The organism is Deinococcus aquiradiocola, assembly GCF_014646915.1.
GTDB lineage: Bacteria > Deinococcota > Deinococci > Deinococcales > Deinococcaceae > Deinococcus > Deinococcus aquiradiocola.
This window is the reverse complement of sequence record NZ_BMOE01000008.1, coordinates 21,452-45,487: the sequence shown is the minus strand read 5'-3', so window position 1 is coordinate 45,487 and position 24,036 is coordinate 21,452. Positions and strand designations below refer to the sequence as shown.

17 protein-coding genes are annotated in these 24,036 nt (G+C 69.5%); 11 read left to right on the top strand and 6 right to left on the bottom strand.

The genetic code is table 11. The annotated features are described in order from the left end of the window. Positions 1 to 70 precede the first annotated feature (70 nt). The gene (gene dnaE, locus IEY33_RS12075) at positions 71 to 4,117 is read right to left on the bottom strand and encodes a DNA polymerase III subunit alpha (protein WP_188963537.1); all 4,047 of its coding nucleotides are present in this window, start codon (positions 4,115 to 4,117) and stop codon (positions 71 to 73) included. A 124-nt stretch (positions 4,118 to 4,241) separates the two neighbouring features. Here dnaE and IEY33_RS12070 point away from each other — a divergent pair, with 124 nt between their 5' ends. Both IEY33_RS12070 and IEY33_RS12065 read left to right on the top strand, forming a co-directional pair. Further along, positions 4,242 to 6,014 carry an ABC transporter ATP-binding protein gene (locus IEY33_RS12070; RefSeq protein WP_188963536.1) on the top strand — a complete coding sequence of 591 codons (1,773 nt, stop codon included), beginning with the start codon at positions 4,242 to 4,244 and terminating at the stop codon, positions 6,012 to 6,014. 153 nt (positions 6,015 to 6,167) lie between these two features. Continuing rightward, entirely contained in the window at positions 6,168 to 7,568 is a 1,401-nt protein-coding gene (locus tag IEY33_RS12065; protein WP_188963535.1) for an RtcB family protein, read from the top strand. 51 nt (positions 7,569 to 7,619) lie between these two features. On the opposite strand, the gene IEY33_RS12060 is transcribed toward IEY33_RS12065, so the two are convergent. Then, positions 7,620 to 8,576, bottom strand: coding sequence for a DUF1152 domain-containing protein (locus IEY33_RS12060; RefSeq protein WP_188963534.1), 957 nt, complete (start codon positions 8,574 to 8,576; stop codon positions 7,620 to 7,622). A gap of 134 nt (positions 8,577 to 8,710) precedes the next feature. Between IEY33_RS12060 and IEY33_RS12055 the strand changes: the two genes are divergently transcribed. The 9 genes from IEY33_RS12055 to purF all read left to right on the top strand — a co-directional run bounded on the left by IEY33_RS12055 (position 8,711) and on the right by purF (position 16,027). Next, a complete protein-coding gene (locus tag IEY33_RS12055) occupies positions 8,711 to 8,947 on the top strand; it encodes a hypothetical protein (protein ID WP_188963533.1) in 237 nt (78 codons plus the stop codon). A 297-nt stretch (positions 8,948 to 9,244) separates the two neighbouring features. Next, positions 9,245 to 9,979, top strand: a complete 735-nt coding sequence (purC, locus tag IEY33_RS12050; protein WP_188963532.1) for a phosphoribosylaminoimidazolesuccinocarboxamide synthase — start codon at positions 9,245 to 9,247, stop codon at positions 9,977 to 9,979. A 58-nt stretch (positions 9,980 to 10,037) separates the two neighbouring features. Then, positions 10,038 to 10,286, top strand: coding sequence for a phosphoribosylformylglycinamidine synthase subunit PurS (gene purS / locus IEY33_RS12045; RefSeq protein ID WP_188963531.1), 249 nt, complete (start codon positions 10,038 to 10,040; stop codon positions 10,284 to 10,286). Further along, positions 10,283 to 10,669 (top strand): cupin domain-containing protein, encoded by a 387-nt coding sequence (locus tag IEY33_RS12040; RefSeq protein WP_188963530.1) that lies wholly within the window; start codon positions 10,283 to 10,285, stop codon positions 10,667 to 10,669. Before purS ends, IEY33_RS12040 begins: the two co-directional genes overlap by 4 nt. Continuing rightward, complete coding sequence (gene purQ / locus IEY33_RS12035) at positions 10,666 to 11,334, top strand: phosphoribosylformylglycinamidine synthase subunit PurQ (protein WP_188963529.1); 669 nt, start codon at positions 10,666 to 10,668, stop codon at positions 11,332 to 11,334. The genes IEY33_RS12040 and purQ overlap by 4 nt, the downstream gene beginning before the upstream one ends. Then, a complete protein-coding gene (locus IEY33_RS12030; protein ID WP_229670973.1) occupies positions 11,331 to 11,801 on the top strand; it encodes a DinB family protein in 471 nt (156 codons plus the stop codon). Before purQ ends, IEY33_RS12030 begins: the two co-directional genes overlap by 4 nt. Positions 11,802 to 11,811: 10 nt before the next feature. After that, entirely contained in the window at positions 11,812 to 12,291 is a 480-nt protein-coding gene (locus IEY33_RS12025) for a hypothetical protein (RefSeq protein WP_194517277.1), read from the top strand. Further along, positions 12,288 to 14,546 carry a phosphoribosylformylglycinamidine synthase subunit PurL gene (gene purL / locus IEY33_RS12020; RefSeq protein WP_188963527.1) on the top strand — a complete coding sequence of 753 codons (2,259 nt, stop codon included), beginning with the start codon at positions 12,288 to 12,290 and terminating at the stop codon, positions 14,544 to 14,546. The genes IEY33_RS12025 and purL overlap by 4 nt, the downstream gene beginning before the upstream one ends. After that, entirely contained in the window at positions 14,543 to 16,027 is a 1,485-nt protein-coding gene (purF, locus tag IEY33_RS12015; RefSeq protein ID WP_188963526.1) for an amidophosphoribosyltransferase, read from the top strand. Before purL ends, purF begins: the two co-directional genes overlap by 4 nt. 96 nt (positions 16,028 to 16,123) lie before the next feature. Here the strand turns inward: purF and IEY33_RS12010 are convergent, their stop codons facing one another. The 4 genes from IEY33_RS12010 to IEY33_RS11995 form a co-directional block, all read right to left on the bottom strand. Continuing rightward, a complete protein-coding gene (locus IEY33_RS12010) occupies positions 16,124 to 16,309 on the bottom strand; it encodes a hypothetical protein (protein WP_188963525.1) in 186 nt (61 codons plus the stop codon). A 419-nt stretch (positions 16,310 to 16,728) separates the two neighbouring features. Beyond that, positions 16,729 to 18,066 (bottom strand): S8 family serine peptidase, encoded by a 1,338-nt coding sequence (locus IEY33_RS19485; protein ID WP_188963524.1) that lies wholly within the window; start codon positions 18,064 to 18,066, stop codon positions 16,729 to 16,731. 302 nt (positions 18,067 to 18,368) lie between these two features. Beyond that, positions 18,369 to 21,845, bottom strand: coding sequence for a tetratricopeptide repeat protein (locus IEY33_RS12000; protein WP_188963523.1), 3,477 nt, complete (start codon positions 21,843 to 21,845; stop codon positions 18,369 to 18,371). Next, positions 21,842 to 23,638: a winged helix-turn-helix domain-containing protein gene (locus tag IEY33_RS11995; protein WP_188963522.1), complete on the bottom strand. Its 1,797-nt coding sequence runs from the start codon at positions 23,636 to 23,638 to the stop codon at positions 21,842 to 21,844. The genes IEY33_RS12000 and IEY33_RS11995 overlap by 4 nt, the downstream gene beginning before the upstream one ends. Between the last annotated feature and the right edge of the window lie 398 nt (positions 23,639 to 24,036).

Here is a 24,036-nt window from a genome sequence, read left to right as displayed (position 1 = left end):
AACCTGCAGGAACGCCCAGCACGCACGCCACACCGTCAGGGACGCTGTGACGTCAGACCGTCCCGCCCGCTCATGCCTGCATGCCTTTGGCGGCCTGCTGCCGCTGCTGCCACGCGGGGGGTTTGGGGGCGAATTTGCTGAGGATGGTGGCCTGATCGTAGGCGAGGTACGCGTCGGCCCAGCCGAAGGTGTCGTTCACGAAGCGGATCACGTCGGGGCTGCCGAAGTTGCCGTCCAGCTGGTACAGCACGAAGTGCTCGCCGTGCCGGAAGCGGAAGTACGTGGGCATGTTGCCGCGCTGGTGGTCGAGTTCGCTCTGGAATTCGGCGAGGGCGTCGGTGCTGGCGTTGTCGAGGTCGATGTTGACGTACATGACCTTGGGCACGTCGGCGAGACCGTCGATGGTGACGAGTTCCTCGGCGATGGCGCGCAGGCCGCCGTCCTCGCTTTCCAGTTCCACGATGACGAGGGCGGGCGTGTCGTTGACGAGGCGTTCCTGAATGCGGTCGTAGGAGCGGCTGAAGGCGACGAGCTCGATGGTGCCGCTCTCGTCAGCGAGGTTGAAGCGGGCCATCATGCCGCCGGACTTGGTGGGTTTCTTGACGACGCCTTCGATCATGCCTGCCAGCACGGCCTTGATGCGTTTACCGGGCGCGACGTTCTGGCTGAGGTACCAGTCGTCGAGGCCACTGATGCGGGTGCTGGCCGCTTCGCGCAGCCCCTCGTGCTGCTCCAGCGGGTGGCCGCTGATGTACAGGCCGAGCGCTTCTTTTTCCAGCTTGAGTTTTTCGAGTTCGCCGAGCGGTTCGACGCCCGTCTTCAGTTTCGGTTCGGGGGCGGTCTCTTCCATGCCGAACAGGGAGTCCATGCCGCTGCTCAGCATGCTGGCCGCACCCTGTGCCCAGGTGATGGCTTCTTCGAGGCTGTCGAGCAGCTGGCGGCGTTCGCCGAAGGCGTCGAAGGCGCCGCTCTTGATGAGGCTTTCCATCGCTTTGCGGTTGCAGACCTTGTTGCCGAGGCGGGAGCAGAAGTCCGCGAGGGATTTGAAATTCCCGGCCTTCTGGCGTTCTTCGAGGATCTTGAGGACGGCGCCCTCGCCGAGGCCCTTGATGGCGTACAGGCCGAAGTAGATGTCCTTGCCTTCCACGCGGAAGTCGGGGGCGGATTTGTTGATGTCGGGCGGGAGGACGTTGACGCCCATCTTGCGGGCGTCGCTGGCGTACTCGGCGACCTTGTCGCTGTCGCGGCGTTCGACGGTCAGGAGGGCCGCCATGAATTCCACCGGGTAGTTGGCTTTCAGCCACGCGGTCTGGTAGGTGATCACGCCGTAGGCCGCCGAGTGCGACTTGTTGAAGCCGTAGTTGGCGAACGCGTCCAGCAGGTCGAAGAGCTTGTTGGCCTCCTCGCCGGGCACGTCGTTCTCGCCCGCGCCTTTCACGAAGATCTGGCGCTGACGTTTCATCTCCTCGGCGTCCTTCTTGCCCATGGCGCGGCGGAGCAGGTCGGCGCCGCCGAGACTGAAGCCCGCCACTTCGGACGCGATCTGCATGATCTGCTCTTGGTAGACGGGAATGCCGTACGTTTCCTTGAGGATCTTTTCGAGGTGCCGGGCGCTGTTGGGGAAGCCGTCGCGGACGTAGTCCACCTGCTCCTGCCCGTGGTGGCGTTTGACGTAGGTGGGGATGTTCTCCATCGGGCCGGGGCGGTACAGGGCGCTGAGCGCGATGATGTCGGCCAGGCGGCGCGGTTTGAGGCGGCGGCTGGCGTCGGCGATGCCCGCGCCTTCCAGCTGGAAGACGCCCTTGGTATCGCCGCGGCTCATGAGTTCGAAGGTGCGGGTGACGCTCGCGGCGCGGTCCGGCGTTTCGCCCTCCTCCGCGAAGGGGATGGTGTCGAAGTCGATGTCGAGGTGCTGCGAGTCGCGCATGATCTTGCGGGCCTCGTCGAGGAACGACAGGGTGCGCAGCCCGAGGAAGTCCATCTTGATGAGGCCGATGTCCTCGACGGCTTTCATGTCGTACTGGCAGACGATGCCTTCGCCGCTGGTGTCGCGCATGATCGGCACGAGGTCCGTGAGCACGTCGCGGCCGATCACGACGCCTGCCGCGTGGACGCTGGCGTGCCGGGTGAGCCCTTCGAGCTTCTGCGCGAACTCGTACGCTTCCAAGAGCTGCTGATCGTCTTCGAGCATCTGGGCGATGTCGGGCACGCTCTCGCGCGCCTGCTCCAGGCTGTAGCTCTTGCCGAACTTGATGGGGATGAGCTTGCTGACCTTGTCGACCTTGGCGTACTCCAGGCCCATGACGCGGGCCACGTCCTTCAGGCAGGCCTTGCTGGCCATCGTTCCGAACGTGGCGATCATGGCGACGCGGTCGTCGCCGTACTTCTGGCGCACGTACTCGATGACTTCCATGCGCCGGGCGTCGTTGAAGTCGATGTCGAAGTCCGGCATGCTGATGCGGTCGGGGTTCAGGAAGCGCTCGAACAGCAGCTCGAACTCCAGCGGGTCGAGGTTCGTGATGCGGATCGCGTACGCGACGAGGCTGCCCGCGCCGGACCCGCGTCCCGGCCCGACGCTGATGCCCTGATCCTTCGCCCAGTTGATGTAGTCCGCGACGATCAGGAAGTAGTCGGGGAAACCCATGTTGTTGATGACGCTCAGTTCGTACTCGGCGCGGCGCAGCAGCACCAGCGCGTGCGTGTGGTGCGCGAGGCACGTCGCCTCGTCGGCGCTGCCCCCTTCGGGCCGGATGGCGGTGTCGCTCGACTCGCCCCGGCTGCGCTGCCAGTCGCGGCAGGCGTAGTCCGGCAGTTCGCCGCGTTCCGCGCCGGCCTCCATGGTTTCCAGCGCCGGGTACTTCGTGTACTTCTCGCCGGCCGCCTTGCCGCCCGCTTCCCACTCGCTGCCCATGAAGGCGATCAGCGTGAGGAGCGTCTCCACGTCGCAGGTGTGCGCGTCACAGCCCGGCACGCGGGCCTGGACGCGTTCGCGCGGGCCGCGCTCCAGGGCCTCCAGGCTGCGCGCGGCGTACTCGCGCAGCAGCGATTCGGTGATGTGGTTCGGGTAGCGTTTCATGCTGCCCGCGTACGTCTGCACGCGCAGTTCCTCGGCCATGCTGCGCCCCTCGGGGATGGGCAGGGCGGGCATCTGGTACACGCGTTTCTTGCCGACCGGGAGGGTCACGTTGCAGAGGTCGGCGATGTTCGCGGTGTTGTCGAACAGTTCCTCGCCCCACTCGCTGGGCGGCAGGGCGCGGTGCATCTCCTGGAGGTCCTTGACGTAGAACTCGTCGCAGGGGAACTTGAAGCGGTTCTCGTCGGCCATGACGGCCTTCGTCTGGATGGCGAGCAGCGTCTCGTGCGCGGTCGCGTCGCTCTTCTTGACGTAGTGCCCGTCGTTGGTGGCGACCATCCCGATGCCGAGTTCCTGCGCCCACGCCTTCAGGATGGGGTTGTTCTTCTTCTGTTCGGGCAGCCCGTGATCCTGAATCTCGATGTAGTAGTTCTCGCCGAACAGGTCCCGGTACCACAGGAGCCGCTGCTTCGCTTCCGCTTCGCGGCCCTGCATCAGCAGCTGCTGCACCTCGCTGCCCAGGCAGCCGGAGAAGGCGATGACGCCCTTGTGGTGCTCTCGCAGCAGTTCGTGGTCGATGCGCGGCTTGTAGTAGTACCCCTCGGTGTACCCGCGGCTGCTGAGGCGGCAGAGGTTCTGGTAGCCCTCGAAGTCACGGGCGAGGAGCGTCAGGTGAAAGATGCCTTTCTCGCCGGTCACGCCGGGCTTGCGGTCGCGGCGCGTGCCTTCGCCCGGCACGACGTACGCCTCGTACCCCAGGATGGGTTTGACCTCCATGCTCTGCGCGTAGTTGTAGAAGTGCACCGCACCGTGCATGTTGCCGTGGTCCGTCATGGCGAGCGCCGGGGTGGTCCCCTCGGGCGTCACTTCCTTCGCCCACTTCAGCAGGTCCTTCAGTTTCGCGGCGCCGTCCAGCAGGCTGTACTGCGTGTGCTGGTGCAGGTGCGCGAAGCGTCTGGGCGTGCTTCCACCCGCACCGGGCGCGCAGCAGGTGCCGTCCGGCAGGTGAATGTGAGGGGCGGGGGCAGCGTCCGGCGAGGTCATGCGGACAGTCTAGGGTCGGCACGGCCGGGCCATAGTGACGTGACGGGGCGGCCCCCCGGTCAGGCAGGGCAGCCCGGTAAGATCCGCCCCCTTCCCGCCCGCCCGGCTGCGTTAGCCTCCGCGCATGACTGCGCCCACCCCCCTGCCGGAAGGCCCGTCGGTCACGCGGCGACTGTACGGCCTGCTCGTCCCGTACCGGCGGGCGGTGCTGCTCGGCCTGTGCTTCCTGGTGCTGAGCGTCGCGGCGGAACTGTACCCGCCGCTCGTGTGGGGCCGCGTGATCGACCACGGCCTGACGCGGCGGGGCGACACGTTCACGGCCGACTGGACGTTCATCGGGTGGCAGCTGGCGCTGCTGGTGGCGGTGTTCGCGGTGCAGCAGGTGCTGAGCGCGTGGCGGGGCGTGCTGCTGGAACGCGCCGGGCAGCAGCTGACGCTGGACCTGCGCCTGCGGCTGTACGACACGCTGGCCGGGCAGTCCGCGAGTTACTTCGAGTCGCAGCGGACGGGGGACCTGCTGTCGCGCGTGACGGCGGACGTGGACGGCATTCAGGACGTGCTGCTGCGCGGCACGGACGCCGTGCTCGGCAACGCGCTGCGGCTGGTGGGCGTGATCGGGATCTTCGTCGCGCTGCAGCCGCTGCTGGGCGTGATCGTGACGCTGCCCATGCTGGCGGTCGGCCTGCTGCTCACGCGGTACAACGCGTCCGTGCGGCCCGCGTACCGCGCGGCGCGGCGGCGCCTGGGGGACCTGTCGGCGCTCGTCACGGACCGGCTGGGCGGCATCCGGGTCGTGCAGGGCTTCGCGCGCGAGGCAGCCGAGGCGCGGCGCGTCGAGGAGATCGGGCAGCAACTGTACGACGAGGGCGTGAAGGCCGTCACCATCCGCAACCGGACATTCCCGGTCGTGCGGTTCGTGTCGAACTTCGGGAACATCCTGATGCTGGGGGGCGGCGCGGCCCTGATCGTGGCGGGGCAGTTCACGCTCGGCGGGCTGCTCGCGTACCGGGGGTACGGGCGGTACTTCTACGGCCCGATCGACGACCTCGTGAACATCAACGACCTGCTGCAGCGTGCCGAGGCGAGCGGGCGGCGCATCTTTCAGGTGCTGGACGCGCCCGTGAGCGTGGTGCAGGCGCCGGACGCGCTGCCGCTGCCCGCCCCGGCGCGCGGCGACCTGCTGTTCGAGAACGTCACGTTCGGGTACGACGCGGCCCAGCCGGTCCTGCGGGGCCTGAACCTGCGCGTCCGGGCGGGCGAGCGCGTCGCGGTCCTCGGACGGTCCGGGGCGGGCAAGAGCACCTTGATCGGCCTGCTGACGCGCACGTACGACCCGCAGTCGGGCCGGGTGCTGCTCGACGGGCACGACGTGCGCACCCTGACCCTGCCGAGCCTGCGGCGCGCGGCGACCGTCATGCAGCAGGACACCTTCCTGTTCCACGACACGGTGCTGGAGAACGTCCGCTACGCCCGACCCGACGCGACGCCGCAGGAGGTGACGGACGCGCTGCGCGTGGCGAGCGCCCTGGAATTCGTGCAGGCCCTCCCGCAGGGCCTGGAGACGATGGTCGGCGAGCGCGGCGTGAAACTGTCGGGCGGGCAGCGGCAGCGCCTCGCGATCGCGCGCGTGCTGCTGGCCCGCCCGGCCGTGCTGCTGCTGGACGAACCGACGAGCGCCGTCGACGCGGAATCCGAGGCGAGCATCGTGGAGGCCCTCGAACGCCTCATGCGCGGCCGGACGGCGCTCATCGTGACGCACCGCCTGTCGCTCGCGCGCAGCGCGGACCGCGTGGTGGTGCTGGAGGGCGGCGTGGTCGTCGAGGAAGGCCACCCGGACGTGCTGCGCAGGCAGGGCGGACGCTACGCGGCCCTGGAAGACGCCGCCGCCCTCGCCTGAATCGCATCCCCTCGCCCGACAGGGTGCGGGGATGCGCCACACGGCCTACCCCTCCCCCGTCAGGACGCGCATGCGCCCGCCCGCGCCGCGCGTCACACTGGACGGGTCTGCCTGCCGTGACGCACGAGCAGCGGACGGAGGAGCGGGACCACCATGAACGGGAAGCACATCACCAAACTCGGATTCACGGGCGCCGACATCGGCCTGGCCCTCGCGGCCGCCAGCGTGCGCGAGGACGCGGGCGCGGCGCGCGACGACATCCTGAACGAACTGCGCGCCGTGCACGCCAGCCCCGCGCAGCACCTGACCGGCGTGTACGCCACGCTCGCCGCCAGCCTGCAGGCACGGGCCGAGCAGGACGCCCTGCACGCGCACGACGCCCTGCGCGCCCAGCCCCTCCCGTACCGCGTATGGGGCGCCCACCTGATCGACGACGGCGCGTTCGCGCAGATGAACACCGCCATGCGCCTCCCCATCAGCCGCGCCGGGGCGCTCATGCCCGACGCGCACCTCGGGTACGGCCTGCCCATCGGCGGGGTGCTCGCCACCCAGCACGCCGTCATCCCGTACGGGGTGGGCGTGGACATCGGATGCAGCATGCGCCTGAGCGTGTACGCGCTGCCCGCCGCAAGCCTCGACGCGCGCAGCGGCACGGAACTCCTGCACCGCCACACGCGCTTCGGCGCGGGCGTCGGCTGGGAGAAACGCGACCGGCTCCACCACGACGTCCTCGACGACCCCGCCTGGAACGCCCAGCCGCTCCTGCGTCACCTGTTCGACAAGGCCGTCACGCAGCTCGGCACGTCCGGCAGCGGCAACCACTTCGCGGAATTCGGGACGTTCACCCTCACGCACGGCGGCCTGGACCTCCCCGCAGGCGAGTACCTCGCGTTCCTGACGCACAGCGGCTCGCGCGGCTTCGGCGCGCAGGTCGCCGGGCACTTCACGCGCCTCGCCGAGCACCTCCACCCGCACCTCGACCCGGCCGCCCGCAAACTCGCGTGGCTCGACACCCGCCAGCAGGAAGGGCAGGACTACTGGACCGCCATGACGCTCGCCGGACAGTACGCCCTGGCGAACCACGAGCAGATTCACGCGCGCGTCGCCCGCGCGCTCGGCGAGACGCCCACCCTCACGGTCAGCAACAGCCACAACCTCGCCTGGAAGCAGGTCGTGGACGGGCAGGAACTCATCGTGCACCGCAAGGGCGCCACGCCCGCCGCCGAAGGCCAGCTGGGCCTCATTCCCGGCAGCATGGCCGACCCCGCGTACCTCGTGCGCGGCCGGGGCGTGCCGGACGCCCTGCACAGCGCGTCGCACGGCGCGGGCCGCCAGCTGGGCCGCAAGGCCGCCGAGAAGACCATCCCGCGCGCCGAATGGAAGGCGTACCTCGCACAGCGCGGCGTGACCCTGCTGGGCGGCGGCATCGACGAGGCCCCACAGGCGTACAAGCGCGTGCAGGACGTGCTGGCCGCACAGTCAGACCTCGTCGAGGTGCTCGGCCAGTTCCAGCCGCAGATCGTCCGCATGGACTCGGGCAGCGAAGACATCTGAGAGCAGTCCGTACGGGACGTGGGCGGGAGGCGAAGAGCTTCCCGCCCATCTTTAGATCGGCAGGGTGTGGCGGGGCCGGACCGCGACCGATGCGCGGTGCGCGCCGATCACGCGGTCCACGTCGGTCATGGTGACGGTGTCCATCAGCGCTTCGCGGTACTGGAGGCGGCGGGCCACGGCCGTCAGTTCGTAGCACCAGTACTGCGCCATGAGCGGGTTGATCCACAGCGGCGAGCCGTGCGTGCGTTCGCTGGCGTGGTGGTCGCCGTACTGGCCGTGGATGGCGCTCAGGATGCTGCTGTTCACGATGCTGGTGTGGCGCGGCATCTGCCCGAACACGGCTTCGCAGGCGTCGCGGTACTGCTGCACGGGCGGCAGTTCGGGCGTCAGGCTGAACGATCCCAGGTACGCTCCGGCGCGTGCCAGTTCGGCGGTGGCTTCCAGCACGTTCCAGTGGCTGACGCCGTGGAAGCTGTCGATGCCGAAGCCCAGGCTGACCATGAAGCGCCGCAGGCCGGTCAGTTCGTTCACGGCGCACAGGCTGACCGCGTCCTCGTGGGGGGTGCCCAGGTCGGGCTCGTCGCCGCGCATGAGGGCGTCGGTGCCGCCGTCGATCAGGATGACGGTGTCGATGTGCAGGTGATCGGTCAGGGCGCGGTAGGCGGCGAGTGCCGGTTGCACGCCGGTCTTTTCGGTGGCGTACACGCTGGAGGGTTCGCCCTGCATGGCGAGCCAGCGGGACAGGTACGCTTCGGGGAAGTACTCGCCTGGCCGGACGGGCGTGCGGGGCGTGACCTCGATCAGGGCGGGTGCCAGTGGGCGCGGCGTCAGTGGCGAGAAGGTGCTGAAGGACAGGTTGGCGAGCGTGACGTCCCGACCCTCGGCCCGCAGCGCGAAGTACAGCGGCAGCCCGCAGAACACGTCGAAGCCGCCGCCCATGCCTGCGATCAGGATGCGGCGTGAGTCTTCGAGGGCGGCGAAGAAGGGGGGCGTCAGGCTGCGCGGCATACGGGCAGTCTTTCACACGGATTCCGGTCGGTCGGTCGTTTCGTGACGCACCCGGCGGGGAGGCGTGTCTCGTGGCCCGGCCGTGTCCGGCGCGTCTGAACGGGAGCTTCATCTGGCGGACGCAAGATGAGGGCATGACGGACGTTCCTGCGGCGTGGATGACGGTGGGCCTGGTGGTGCGTGAGGATGGGGGGAGCGTGCCGTTGTCGGAGCTGGAGGCCGTGTGGGAGGCGGTGACGGTGGTGTGTCAGGCGCGCGGGTTGCGGCTGGCGTCCATGCGGAGCGTGCCGCTGAGCGCGGGTGAGCTGGCAGCGGGGGACCTGCCGGGCATCATGCGGGCCAGCGGGTCGGGGGTGACGCAGCCGCTGTGAGGGCGGGGTGGGGGTGTGCTAGACCTCGGCCCTCAATGTCCCGTGGTGCTGGTGATAAGCTGGAGCGTACATCGGCCTGACACGTGTGTGTTCGGGCCTGGACCGTCCAGCTTTCCTTCCGCCCTTCCTCGCGCCGTGTTCGGCGTTTCCGCTCTGCTGCGTGCAGGCGAGTGAGGCTTTCCGGTATGGCAGTTCCAGAATGAATCGTGTTTCCCGTGGTGCGATCAAAGCGTCTTCCCTGGTTTCGAGGGGTGGCGCTTTTTCTACTTTCAGGCTCAGGTGCTTAGAGGTTAAAGTATGAACGATTCCCAGAACGACGTGTCCGCCCTGCGCGGCGAACTGCGCTACGAAGGCAAAGCGAAGCGCGTGTACGCCACCCCCGACGCCCTGCAGTACGTGGTGGAGTACAAGGACGACGCCACCGCCTTCAACGGCGTCAAGAAAGCCCAGATCAGCGGGAAGGGCGCCATCAACAACGCCATCACCGCGCACCTGTACCCGCAGCTGGAGGCGGCCGGCATCCCCACGCACTTCGTCCGGCAGCTGTCCGGCAACGAGCAGCTCGTGAAGGCCGTGACGATCGTGCCGGTCGAAGTGATCGTGCGGAACGTCGCGGCGGGCAGCTTCAGCAAGCGCCTGGGCATCGAGGAGGGCACGGTCCTCGCGCGGCCCGTGGTGGAGTACTGCTACAAGAGCGACGCGCTGGGCGATCCGCTCATCAACACCGACACGGCCCTCAGCCTCGGCTGGGCGACCGAAGAGCAGCTCGCGCGCATCCGTGAGCTGGCCCTGAAGGTGCAGGCGTTCCTGACGCCGTTCTTCGCGGCGCGCGGCATTCGCCTGATCGACTTCAAGCTGGAGTTCGGCACGCTCGCGTCCGGCGAGGTCGTGCTGGCGGACGAGATCAGCCCCGACACCTGCCGCTTCTGGGACGCCGAGACGAACGAGAAGCTCGACAAGGACCGCTTCCGGCGCGACCTGGGCGGCGTCGAGGACGCGTACAGCGAGATGCTGCGCCGCATCACCGCCTGACGACCCGCCCCGCGCACGGCCCCCCGCACCCCGCCCATTCCCCCCTTCTGGAGCGTTCATGTCCACCTTCAAAGCCAAGATCTACGTGACCCTCAAACCCAGCATCCTCGACCCTCAGGGCCGCACCGTGGAGCGCGCCCTGTCCCACCTGGGCCAGCAGGCCAGCGGCGTGCGCGTCGGCAAGTACATCGAACTGCACATGGAGGGCGAACGCAGCGACGTGGAGGCCCGCGTGCAGGACGTCGCCACCACGGTCCTCAGCAACCCCGTGATGGAGGACGTGCGCTGGGAGCTGGAAGGCGCATGAGCATGCCCGAAGTGGTCAACCTGGCCCGGAAGTTCGGGGCGTTCACCGAGCAGTGGTCACCGAAGATCGTGGGTGAACTGAACGGGCAGGAGGTGCGCCTCGCGCGCATCGGCGGCGAGTTCGTGTGGCACGCCCACGACGACGCCGACGAACTGTTCCTGGTGATCAAGGGCACGCTGCGGATGGGCCTGCGCGGCCGTGACGGCACCACCGAGGACCGGATGGTGAACGAAGGTGAGCTGCTGATCGTGCCGCGCGGCACCGAACACAAACCCGCCGCCGAGAGCGAAGAGGTCTGGATGCTGATGTTCGAACCCGCAGGAACGCTGAACACCGGCACGGCGGGCGGCGAGCGCACCGTGGCCGTCCTGGAGAGATTGTGAAAGTTTCAGTGATTCAGTTCCCCGGCAGCAACTGCGACGCGGACGCCCTGCACGCCGCGCGCCTCACCCTCGACCCGGACGCCAGCTTCGTGTGGCACGCGCAGGACGGCCTGCCCGAAGGGACGGACCTGGTGTTCCTGCCGGGCGGCTTCAGTTACGGCGATCACCTGCGGTCCGGCGCGGTCGCGGCACGCAGCCCCATCATGCAGGCCGTGAAGGCGCACGCGGCGCGCGGCGGGTACGTGCTCGGCGTGTGCAACGGCTTCCAGGTCCTCACGGAGTCCGGCCTGCTGCCCGGCGCGCTCTCCCGCAACCGCGAGGTGCACTTCATGTGCCGCCCCGTGCACCTGCGCGTGGAGCACGCGGGCACCGCCTTCACGGGCGCGTACCGGCAGGGTCAGGTGATCGAGGTGCCCATCGCGCACGGCGAAGGCAACTACTACGCCGACCCGGACACCATCTCGCAGCTCGAAGCGAACGGGCAGGTCGTGTTCCGGTACGTGGACAACCCCAACGGGTCCCTGAACGACATCGCCGGGATCATCAGCGAGCGCGGCAACGTGCTCGGCATGATGCCGCACCCGGAACGCGCCGTGGAGGCCCTGCTCGGCAGCGAGGACGGCCGCGGCCTCTTCGAGAGCCTGCGCGCCGGAGTGCGCGCGTGACGACCCTCAGCGCCTTCCTGGCCGACAGTTACGCCGCCGAACTCACGTCCTTCCGCGCGTCGCTGGACGGCGTGCCGGACGACGCGTTCGGCACCGCCCGCACCGGGCACGCCGCCGCGTGGCACGCGCTGCACGTCTCGGAATGGCTGCGGCTCGTGGTCCTCGACGACCGCACCCCCAACTACCAGCACCTCGGCTGGGAGAACACGCCCGCCGTGCAGACCCTCACGCAGCAGCCCGCGCCCGTGCAGGTCACGGCCGACAAGGCCGCCATCCTCGCGGAACTGGACCGCGTGACCGACACCGTCGTCCGCACCCTCCGGGACGCCGGGGACGAGGGCCTTTCCGGCACGGTGTTCTCCGCCGCCCTGCCCGGCGGGCAGCGCCCCCGCCTGCCCGCCCTGGGCGCGCACCTCGCCCACATCGCGTATCACCGCGGGCAGGTCCAGCTCGGCAAGAAGGCCTGAGCGCAGCAACGTGCGGACTGTGACGTGGTGCGTGCTGGCTGGCCTGAGTACCGTTCAGGCCGCGCCCGCCGCGTTTCACACGGCCGTGCAGTCGCTCGCGCTGCCCGTCCGGCACGTCGCGGCCGACCGGTACGTGACGGCCGGAACCGTCCGCATTCAGTATGACCCGTCCACGCCCGGCATCCTCGTCTCGAACGTCTCCGTCCCCCTGGGAAGCCGGGGCGTCGCGGTGGCCGCCGCACTCGTGCCCGCATGGTGCGGCCCGAACCTCCCTCCCCTGCCTGCCGGACACCTGAGCGGGCAGATGGAGCGCAGTGAACGCCTGAACCGCGCAGTCGAGTCGGGGCAGGCAACCAGTTCGCTCGTGCGTTCCCGCGCCGGGCACTGCGAAATCCAGACGCTGTCGAACAGTCTGGAATCCTTCGTTCTGCTCAAGCGCGTTCCGGGCGCGTCCGTCTGGCCGCCCACACCTTTTCAGGAGAATCCATGACACACACTCAATCCCTCCGCGACCGTGCGGGCACTTTTGGCCTTTCGACTGACGAGTACGATCTGCTGGTCTCGCGGATCGGGCGCGAACCGAACGCGTTGGAGGCCGCCATCGTGGGGGCTATGTGGAGCGAGCACTGCGGGTACAAGAACTCGCGGCCGCTGTTCAGTGCGTTTCCGACCACGGGGCCGCAGGTGCTTCAGGGTCCCGGTGAGAATGCGGGCGTGGTGGATATCGGGGAGGGGTGGGGCGTGGCGTTCAAGATGGAGAGCCACAATCACCCGTCGGCGGTGGAGCCGTTCCAGGGCGCGGCGACGGGCGTGGGCGGCATCCTGCGTGACATTTTCGCGATGGGCGCGCGGCCGTTCGCGGTGCTGGACAGCCTGCGGTTCGGTGATCCGGACAGTCCCCGCACGCGGTTCCTGCTGAACGGCGTGGTGGAGGGCATCAGTCATTACGGGAACGCGATCGGCGTGCCGACGGTGGGCGGTGAGGTGACGTTCCACCCGAGTTATCAGGAGAACCCGCTCGTGAACGTGATGGCGCTGGGGCTGTTGCGGCACGAGGACCTCGCGAAGGGCACGATGGGTGAGGTCGGGAACGTGATCATCTACGTGGGGTCGAAGACGGGCCGGGACGGGCTGGGCGGCGCGGTGTTCGCGTCGGCGGACCTGTCGGACGCGTCGCAGGCGGACCGTCCGGCCGTGCAGGTGGGCGATCCGTTCATGGAGAAGCTGCTGCTGGAGGCGACGCTGGAGGCGATCGAGTCGGGCGTCGTGGCGGGCGTGCAGGACATGGGCGCGGCGGGCCTGGTGAGCAGCACGTGCGAGATGGCGTACCGGGCGGGGCTGGGCATCACGATGCGTCTGGACGACGTGCCGACCCGTGAGGAAGGCATGGTGCCGATGGAGTTGTGCCTCTCGGAGTCGCAGGAGCGCATGATTCTGGTGCCCGTCCCGGGCCGTGAGCAGGAACTGCTGGACCTGCTGGCGAAGTGGGAGCTGGACGTGGTGAACATCGGGCAGGTGGAGGACCACCGCAATTACCGCCTGACGTGGCGCGGCGAGGTGGTGTGCGACCTGCCGGTCGACCTGCTGAACGAGGCGCCCAAGTACACGCGGGAGGGCGTGGAGAGCGCCGAGATCGTTGCGGCGCGCGAACGTGACCTGAGTGGCGTGCCGGTCCCGGCGGACCTGGGCGGCGTGCTGAAGACGCTGCTGGCGCACCCGACCATCGCGTCGAAGCGGCCGATCTATGAGCGGTACGATCATCAGGTCATGACGAACACCGTGGTCCTGCCGGGCGCGGCGGACGCGGCGGTGCTGCGCGTGAAGGGCAGCGGGATGGGCGTGGCCGCCACGAGCGACTGCAACCCGCGCTTCGTGCAGCTGGACCCGTACGTGGGCGCGGCGGCGGCCGTGGCGGAAGCCGCCCGGAACCTCGCGTGCGTGGGGGCCACGCCGCTCGCCATCACCGACAACCTCAATTACGGGAACCCGCACCGGCCGGAGGTGTACTACCAGATGGTGCGGGGCGTGCAGGGCATCGCGGACGCGTGCCGCGCGCTGAACACGCCCGTCACGGGCGGCAACGTCAGCCTGTACAACCAGTACGTCGAAGAAGGCCGAACGGTCGCCATTCACCCCACGCCCACCATCGGCATGGTGGGCGTGCTGCCCGACATCACGCTGCGCGCCACGCAGTCCCTGCCGGGCGGCACGCACACCCTGTACCTGCTGGGCGAGCCGGGTGACGACGCCGTCAGCGAAGGCATCGGCGCGTCGCAGTACCTGGAGAGCATTCACGGCCTGGAGGCCGGGCACGTCCCGCCGCTCGACCTGGGCCTCGCGCAGCGCGTCATCGACGGCACGCTCGCCCTGATCCGGGGCGGGCTGACCACCACCGCGCACGACTGCGCCGAGGGCGGCCTCGCCGTCACGCTGGCCGAGATGGCGCTCGGGGGCGGCGTGAACGTCACCGTGCAGCTCGACACGGCCGCCCGGCCCGACGCGGCCCTGTTCGGCGAGGCGCACAGCCGCATCGTCGTCGCCGTCCCCGACGGGCGCGAACGCGACGCCGAAACCACCCTGACGAACCTGAACGTGCCGTTCACGCGCCTGGGCCGCAGCGAGGACGCCGAGACCGGGCGTGAGAGGGTCGCCATTCTCATCCCGCGTCAGGGCATAGAGTTGAGCGTGACCCTCAGCGAACTGCGCGACGCCCACACCGGAACCCTCACGGAGATCCTGGGATGACCCTGCCCGCAGACGACCTCCTCGAACTCCAGGGGCACCAGCACGACGCCCTGCAGGACCCGGACCTCGACAAGCCCCGCGAGGAGTGCGGCGTGTTCGGCATGTACTCCCCGCAGCCCGCCGACCTCGCCTGGATGACGTACCTCGGCATCTTCGCCATGCAGCACCGGGGCCAGGAAGCGGCGGGCATCTGCGTCAGCGACGGCGAGAAATTCCACGTCGAGAAGGACCTGGGCCTCGTCACGCAGGTGTTCGACGAACGCCGCCTCGACAGCCTCCGCCTCGCGAACGCCCGCGTCAGCATCGGTCACGTCCGGTACAGCACCACCGGCAGCAACCTGCGCTTCAACGCCCAGCCGCTCACCACCCGCACCAACAAGGGCATCCTGGGCCTCGCGCACAACGGCAACTTCGTCAACGCCCGCGAGGTCCGCAACGCCATGCTGATGGAAGGCGCCCTGTTCGCCACCACCAACGACAGCGAAGTCATGCTGAACCTCATCGCGCGCGAAAGCCACATGGACCTCGTGGAAGCCACCGCCGCCGCCATGCAGCAACTCAAGGGCGGGTACGCCTGCGTCCTCATGAGCCGCACGCAACTCATCGGGTTCCGCGACCCGAACGGCGTCCGCCCCCTCGTGATCGGCCAGCGGGACAGCGAGAACGGCAACAGCGGCGCGTACGTGCTGGCGTCCGAACCGTGCGCCCTGTTCGCGGTGGGCGCCCGCCTGATCCGCGACGTGGCGCCCGGCGAACTCGTCTGGATCGACCGCGACGGCCTGCACAGCCTCATGGTGCACCCCGCCGCCCCCACCCCCTGCGCCTTCGAATGGATCTACTTCGCCCGCGTCGACAGCGTCCTCGACGGCGTCGACAGCCACGCCGCGCGGCTGCGCATGGGCGCCCAGCTCGCGCGCGAACAGCCGGTCGAGGCGGACATCGTCGTGCCCGTCCCCGACTCCGGCATGGTCGCCGCCATCGGCTACGCCCGCGAGAGCGGCATCCCCTTCGACTACGGCCTGTACAAGAACCCCTACGCGGGCCGCACGTTCATCGCGCCCACCCAGGAAGCCCGCGAACTGAAAGTCAAGATGAAGCTCTCCCCCACCGCCGCCGTCGCCGGGAAACGCGTCATCCTCGTGGACGACAGCATCGTGCGCGGCACCACCAGCCGCCAGATCGTGAACCTCCTGCGCGAGGCGGGCGCCACCGAAGTGCACTTCCGCGTGTGCAGCCCACCCATCAAGCACCCGTGCTTCTACGGCATCGACACCGCCGCCCGCAAGGAACTCGTGGCGAGCACGCACAGCATCGAGGAGATCCGCGAACTGATCGGCGCGGACACCCTGAGCTTCATCTCGGAACAGGGCCTGCGCGACGCCGTGAACGGCCCCGGCCTGTGCCTCGCCTGCTTCAACGGCGAATACCCCGCCGGAACACCACTGATTAACGATCTGGACAAGCTGGCGCTCGAAGTCTGAACGGCGAAACAGCTCAGGAGTTGACAGACTGCCCGTAGATCTGCGGGCAGTCTCTTTTGAAGATTGCCCTCCCGCCGGGAAGGTGGTTCCAAATGTTCAGCTCGGCTCCGCTTCCGGCGTCTCCGGTTCTTCTTCGCCGGTCACGGCGTTGTCGTTGCCTTCCCCCACCCCGTAATCGTCGCTGCCGTAGCCGAAGCGGTTGTCGTCGGGCGTGCGGCGCGGGTCCACGGCGGGGCGGGTGTCGTGGTCCTGCGGTGCGGCGCGGTCGTCGTCGGTGGGCATGTGGGTCTCCTTGTGAAGCTTCAGCTTCACCGAGCAGAGCGAGAGAGGAACAGTCGGGGGCGCGGCGAGAGTGGAGGGGTGGAGCGCCCTGTGTGGGCAGGCGGGACCGGGTGCGTCCCGCGTCCGTGCGGCCCAGGAAGCGGAAGCCCGGAACGGCAGCCGGGCCGTCCTGGGTCATACGTCAGTCTGCCTCTGCCCCGGCCCTGGCAGGTGATGAACACTTCAGGCCGGGTTGACCGTTGCGGGCGCGTGACACGGAAGCAGGGCCGCTCCTTTCGGTGGGCGGCCCTGCGTGCGCGTGGGGTTCGGTCAGGCGGGGAGGGCGCCGAGGCGGCGTTCCTTCCACACGCCGCGACTCCCGGCGTGCTGCGCGCGTGGGGCGGGGCGGGTGGGCGTGCGGGGGGTGGGGGGGCGCTGCTTCACTTGGTTCCCATGAGCTTGCCGATGTTGAGGGTGCCGTTGCCGAGCAGGCCGGTGTAGGCGGTGTCGGTGGGGGCGATGCCGCTGAGTTTCATGCTCCTGTACAGCGCGATGACGTCGGTGCGGCCGTTGCTCATGGCGAGGGCGACGGCGCCGCTGACCATGGGGGCGGCGAAGGACGTGCCGGTGGCGGCGGCGCGCTGCGCGCCGGGGAACGTGGTGACGATGCTCTCGCCGGGCATCAGGAAGTCCAGGGTGCCGTAGCAGGAGAAGCTGCTCTTCTTCTGCGTGACGTTCTCGCTGCCGACGCTGACGAGGCCGCCGCCGAGCGTGGCCTGCATGTCGGTGCTGTACCGGGCGGGGTACGTGACCTTGTCGTCGCCGGAGTTGCCGCTGCTGGCGACGACCATGACGCCGCTCCGGATGGCGCTGCTGATGGCGGTGCTGAGGGCGGGAGAGGCGTAGGTGGCGCCGAGGGACAGGTTGATGACTTTGGAGCCGTACTTCACGGCGTCGTTGATGGCCATGATGATGTTGGAGAGTTTCCCGGCGCCGTTGGGGTTCAGGACGCGGTACGGGACGATGGTGGCGTTCGGGGCGACCTGCAGGATGATGCCGGAGACGGCGGTGCCGTGCCCGTAGGATTTGCTGTAACCGCTGGTGGCGGTGTTCTCTTCCTGGGGGGTGGCGTCACCGCCGACGTAGTCCCAGCCGGAGGCGACGTCGAGGCGTCCGGCGAGGCCGGGGTGGTTGATGTCGACGCCGGTGTCGAGCACGGCGACGCGGATGCCTTTGCCGAGGGTGGGGCTGAGTTTCTGTGCGCCGGTCACGTCGAGAAGCGTCCAGGCGGCGAGGTTCTCGCTGAAGGTGGTGGCGGTGGTGGTGGTGCCGGTGATGGCGCTGTACCCGCCCGCCCAGGCACCGTTACCGCCTGCCCAGGCGCCGTTGCCCTGCGCGCCGGCCTCGTCGGGCGCGGTGACGCTGGAGGCGAGGGTGAGGTCGGGTTCGGTGGTGGTGGCGGTCACGGCCTGCGCGTTCAGGCTGAGCGTGCCGGCGCTGGCGGGCGTGGCGGCGGCGAGGGTGGGGACCCACACCTGCGCGTAGCCTTCGCTGGCGTGCAGGTCGAGGACGCGGCCCTGCGGGTAGCGGGCCTGCACGTCGGCCTCGGTGGTCCCGGCGCGGACCCGGACGGTCACGATCTGCGGGCCGGTGGTGTCGGTGCTGGCGGTCTGGGTGGGCGTCTGTGCCTGCGTGCCGGTCTGGCTGCCGCAGGAGGCGAGCGCTGCCGTGAGGAGCAGGAGTGGACCGGCGGTGTGGATGAGTCTGAAGCTGCGCATTGGTCGTTCCTCCCTGTTCAGGTGGTGGGGGCGCTCCCTGCTCGTGCCGCGACAGTCCGGCCACCCTCTTTTCCTGCCTCCATCCTGAGTGGGGGGTGTGACTGCTGTGTGACTTTCCGGCGTCCCGCCGGGGGGGGTACCTCCCCCCGGTTGGGGGGGGCGGCGAGGCTGTCCAGCACGGCATTCACAGCCACCGGCAGGGGAAAGGTGGAATTGCTTCCATTTCCTGCCGTCAGGCCGGGCGACGGCAGGACGGTCGTCGCCCTTCCTTCTCCCTGCCGGGGCCGCGACCGGTCGGAACCCTACAGGCAGATGCGGTCGCGGCCGCTGTTCTTCGCCTCGTACAGCTTGGTGTCGGCGCGCGAGATGAGCCGCTCGTGGTTCGGGACGTTCAGGTCCGCCACCACCCCGATCGACAGCGTCACGCTCAGACCCGGATGCACCTGCTCCCACGGGTACTGCCGCACGGCGTTCTGCACGCGCTCGCACACCGCGCGCCCCTGCTCCAGCGTCGTACCGGGAAACACGAACAGGAACTCCTCCCCGCCGTACCGGCCGATGGAGTCGCTCGGACGGCACGTCTGCGTGAACAGCTGCGCCACCACCCGCAGCACCTGATCGCCCACCAGGTGCGAGAACCGGTCGTTGATCTGCTTGAAGTGATCGATGTCCACCATCGCGATGCACAGCAGCTGCGCCGAGGACTTCTGCTGCCAGAACTCGTGCTGCAGCAGGCCCTCGATGTGCTTGCGGTTGTACAGTCCCGTCAGTCCGTCCTCCGACAGCTGCCGCCGCAACAGCCGCGACTGGTCCTCCAGCATGTTCACCAGGCCGCTCTTCTCGGCGTTCACGCGTTCCAGCGCCTCGTTCGCGTTCGCGAGTTCGATGCTGCGCAGCTTGTAGATCTGCGCTTCGGACTTCGCGCGCTCCACCTCCAGCTGCACCATCAGCGCCCGCGTCTTCAGGGACGCCTCCTGATTGAAGATCTCCAGCTCCACCGCGTGGTGCTTCTGGTAGTACTCCAGCGCGCGGGCCGGGTCGTTCGCGGCGGCACTCAGTTCCGACAGGCTGCGGTACACCTTCATCTCCAGTTCCTTGACACTCAGCTCCACCGCCAGCGTGAGGGCCTCCTCGTACATGCCGGTGGCGCGGTCCGCCTCGCCGCGCTGCTGGTACACCTGCCCCAGCTCGTACAGACTCCACGCCTGCGACTGCTTGTACCCGGACGCCACGGAGTACGCGAGCGACGCCTGCTGCAGGCTCTCCGCGAGGTCGTACCGGTCGAGGCGGGCGTAGGCCTTGCCTGCCGTGGACTGCGCGAGCGACTCCAGGTACGGCTGCTCGTACTCTCCCGCCTCGCGGATGGTCTGCAGGGCGAGCTGCACGGCGAGTTCGTAGTCGCCCTGCTCGAAGGCGAGGCTCGCGAAGGTGCTCATGGCCGTGATCTCGCCCACATGATCGCCGATCTCGCGGTACGTGGCGAGGCTCTGGCTGAGGTATGTCTGGGCTGCGTCCAGATCGCGGCTCGCGATATTCACGAAGCCGAGGTTGTGCAGGCAGTGCGCCTCGCGGAGCCGGTCCTTCTCTTCCCGCGCGATCCGCAGCACCACCGAGAGGTGCTCGGTGGCCTTGTCGTAATCCGCGAGCGAGTTGTACACGCCCGCGATGTAGTTCGCACAGTCCGCCTGCAGCGCGAGGTGCCCGAGCGACACGGCGAGGTCCAGGCCCGTCACGAGGTGACTGAGCGCCTCCTCGAAGTCCGAGGACATGAACTTGAAGGTCCCGACCGCGTAGTGCGCGCGCCCCAGCAGGTACTGGTCGTCTCCGGCCTGCGCCTGCCGCAGCGCCTCGCGGGCGAGGGCCTCGGCCTCCTGCGGCTGCGTCTGCCGGGTGGCCCAGATGCGGTCCAGCAGTTCCGCGAGGGCGTTCGTGCCCTCCGGCGGGGCAGCGTCCGGCGCTCCGGGCGGCTGCGGGTGACGCGGCTGCGGGACCCTGGGCGGGGCCGGGCGGGCGTGCATGAGGTCTCCGACCGCGCTGATGTTCGACTCGATCAGGACGGTCAGGCAGTCGACGACCACCGGGTCGAACTGCTGGCCCGCCAGCTGCCGCATCTCGGTCAGGGCGGCGTCCACCGTCCAGGCGGGCTTGTACAGGCGGGCGGTGGTGAGCGCGTCGAACACGTCCGCGACCGCCACGATCCGCCCGGAGATGGGGATGTCCTCGCCGCTCAGGCCCGCCGGGTAGCCGCGTCCGTCCCAGCGTTCGTGGTGCGTGCGCGCGATCTCCTCGGCCATCCGGAGCAGCGGGGAGGTGCTGCCCTCCAGCACCTTCGCGCCGATGACGGTGTGGGCCTTCATGCGCGCGAATTCTTCCGGGGTGTAGTGCCCGTTCTTGAGGAGCACGCTGTCCGGAATGCCGATCTTGCCGATGTCGTGCAGGCGGGCCGCCCAGCGGATCAGGTCGACGGTCTCGTGCGGCAGGCCGAGCGCCTGCGCGAGGTGGCCGGACAGTTCACCGACGCGGCGCGTGTGCTGGCCCGTCTCGTCGTCGCGGTACTCGGCGGCCATGCCGAGCCGCGTGACGATCTCGACCTGAGCGGCCTCCAGTTCGGTGGTGCGTTGCCGGACGGTCTCCTCGGCGCGCAGGCGGGCCGTCTGGGACACCTCGCCGATCTGGCGGTACATTTCCGCCTCCTGCCGCGCACGTTCCGCCTCGAATCGCGCGGTGAGCGTCTGGATGCGGCGCTCGCTGTTGTCGTTGAACAGCTGCCGGGACAGGTCCTGGTACGCGCGCAGGTGCGGGTACGCGGCCGCGAGTTGCCCGTGCGTCTCGAAGCCCTGCGCGAGCGCGTGGTACACGTCGAGGGCCGACTGGTGCAGGTTGTGCTGCAGGGCCGTGTCGCGCGCGGCGAGCAGCAGGCGTTCGGCCTCGCCCAGGTCGCCCAGCGTGAAGTTCAGGCGGCCCAGGCTGAGCTGCGCGTTCACGCGGCCCTGCAGGTCGCCGTGCTCCTCGGCCTGCTGCAGCGAACGCAGGAACAGGTCGCGGGCGCGGTTCAGGTCGCCGAGTTCGCTGTACACCTGTCCGAGGTTGTCGGTCAGGTCGATCTGTTCCTGCGCGTCGTGCGTGCGGGCGAGGTCCAGGCCGCGCGTGAGCGTCTCGATGGCGAGCGGGTGCTGGCCCTGCGCCTTGTACACGAGGCCCAGTTCGCTGAGCGCCGCGAGCTGCGTGCCGAGGTCCTGCGCGGCGCTCGCGGCGTCCAGGCCGGGCAGCAGGTACTCGAGGGCCTGCGCGTACTGCTGCAGCGCGAGGTACGTGTGCCCGATGTTCACGAGGCACGCGGCGTGGTACTCGGCGGGCACCTCGGCGTACTGCAGAGACAGCTGCTGGCACTGGAAGAGGGTGGTGAGCGCCTCGGCGTGGTCGCCGAGGGTGGAGTACAGCATGCCGAGGTTGCTGAGGCACTCGACCTGCCCCACCCAGTCGCCCAGGCGGGCGCGCACCTCGGTCTCCTGCCGCAGGTGCTCCATGACCTGCAGGTACTGGCCCTGCCGCTGTTCGGCCGTGATGAGGTACGAGAGGGCCTCGGCGGTGGCGGCGTCGTCGTACTGGCGCGTGGCGAGCGACAGGTACGCGTGCGCGACGTCGTGGAGGGCCGCGTCGTCGTCCCGCGTGAAGGCCTCGCGGGCGCGCGCGGCCAGCCGTTCGAGCTGCGCCGCGTCCGGTGCGTGAGGGTGGTCGTGAACCACGCCTGCCGCTGTGCCGTGGTTCTCCTGGGTCATGCGGGGCCGGGGGGCGGCTCGGGCTGCTCTTCCAGTCGCGCGAGCGCGAGGTGCAGCAGGTCGGACAGTTCGGACGTCTCGTCGGGGGAACTGGCGTGACTGACGCGCAGCGTGCCGCCGTCCGTTCCGGCAGGAAAGGTGGCGGCCAGGGCATTCAGGCGGGCGCTGAGGGCGTGGCGTTCGTGCAGGTCCACGGACCGCACGAGGCTCGCGACGACCGCGCCGCTCAGGCGGTACATGCGGTCCTCGAGGCGCAGCGTGCGGCGCAGTTCGTCGGCCAGCGCGCGGATCAGGTCGTTCCCGGCCGCGAAGCCCGCCGTGCTGTTCACGTCCCGGATGTTCGGGAGTTCGAAGAGGCTGAGCGTGAGGGAAGTGCGGTGCCGCTGGCTGTACGACAGTTCCGCGGCGAGGTCCGTGAGGAGCGCGCGGCGGTTGGGCAGGCCCGTCAGTTCGTCGCTCAGCGCGACGTGTTCGAGCATCAGGGTCTGCGTCTGCCGTTCGAACGCCAGCCCGAAGGACCGGGCGGCCGCGTCCAGCAGGCTCAGGTCGTCGGGGATCTCGCCGGGCAGTTCGAGGTGCAGGGCGTGCACGCCCGCCGCGCCGCACGCGACCGGGATGAGCAGCACCTGCCGTCCGTCCGGCAGGGACGCGGTGCGCGTCAGGACGCTCTGCACGGACGTGCACGCCACGGACTGCCGCAGCAGGCGGGTGAGCGCGGCGGACTGCTGCTGCTGCGCGTGCGTGCGCTCCTCGCGGTCCGGGGTGTACGCGCCCAGGCAGGAGAGTTCGGTGTGGTGCAGGCGCCACAGCGAGCAGACGGTGGCGCCCGCCAGCTGCGCGAGGATGCTCAGGCCGCGCGACAGGACTTCCGGGAGGCTCGCGGCGCCCGCGAGTTCCTGCGCGAGGCCGTACAGGGCGCTGAGGTCGGCGTTGGCGCGGGCGAGGTCCTGCGTGCGCGCCTGCACGCGCCGTTCGAGTTCGGTATTCAATTGCCGGACCTGCTGTTCGGCCAGTTCACGGCCCCGGATCTCACCGTTGAGCCGCAGGGCGGGGTTCACGAGGCCCGCGACGGCGTCCAGCGCGGAGCGCACGTCGACGGGCCACCCGTCGCGGCCGGACCCGTCCCAGAAGGCCAGGAGCGCCCAGGGGCCCTGGTCCGGCTGGCCGGTCCCGAGCGGCACGCACAGCAGGTCGGGGCGGCCGTCCGTGCCGTTCAGGGCGGCCCCGGCGGGCAGGGACGACACCTGCGGGCTGCCCGCGTACCCGAGCAGCGTCCGGTCCGGCATGGACCACAGCGACACCTCGCGCACGTTGTAATGGTCGCGCAGCAGTTCCTGCACGTTCGCGACGATGTGGGCGGGGTCCGTGACCTGCAGGATGCGCTGCGCGAGGCGCGTCAGGAGGCGCGCCTCGGGCGGAAGGCGCTGCAGGTGCGGCTGCGCCACGCCCACCAGTTCAGGCAGCGGGCAGCGGTACCCGAGGCCGCGCACCGTCTCGATGGCGCCCGGCCCGAGCTTGCTGCGCAGCCGCTTGACGTACGCGTCCACGATGCGCGCCTCGCCCAGGAAATCCAGGCCCCAGATGCGCTCCAGGATGTCGTCGCGGGTAAAGAGACGGCCGCGCGAGCTGTACAGCAGTTCGAACAGCAGGTATTCCTTGGCGGTGAGCGGCACGGTGTGCCCGTCGACGCTCACGGCACGCCGGGCCGGATCGAGGTCCAGGGCGGGCGGCAGGACGCCGCGCGGGCCGGGCGTGGTCCAGCGGTCCGGGTCGGAGTACGCGGCTTCGGTCATGCGTCTCCCGCTGCCCGCCCGGTGACGGTACGCCGCTGCCCGCGCGTGATCCGTGCAGGGCACAGGAGGCCCCTCGACCGGAAAGCCGACGCAGGGGGGACGGACGCGGGGACGTTAGGCATAGGAGGGGGGGAAGTCAGAGGACCGGATGTTGTCTGTGGGTGGGGTCTTCCGTCATCAAAGTATGCTGACCCGAAACTGACAGTTTTCTCACATCGGTTCGCATGTGACTGTACAGGTTTTTTTCCTGCCCAGCACAGTTCATGGCCGCCCGCGACCTCCCCGACGCCTGCCGAATGCCAAGCCGACGTCCAGGCCGAGCGCCCGAGCGTCACAGTGCCCTGTCCACCCCGCTGCGGGCCTCGCGCCCGCCGCTTCCCCTCCTCTCCTGCAGGAGG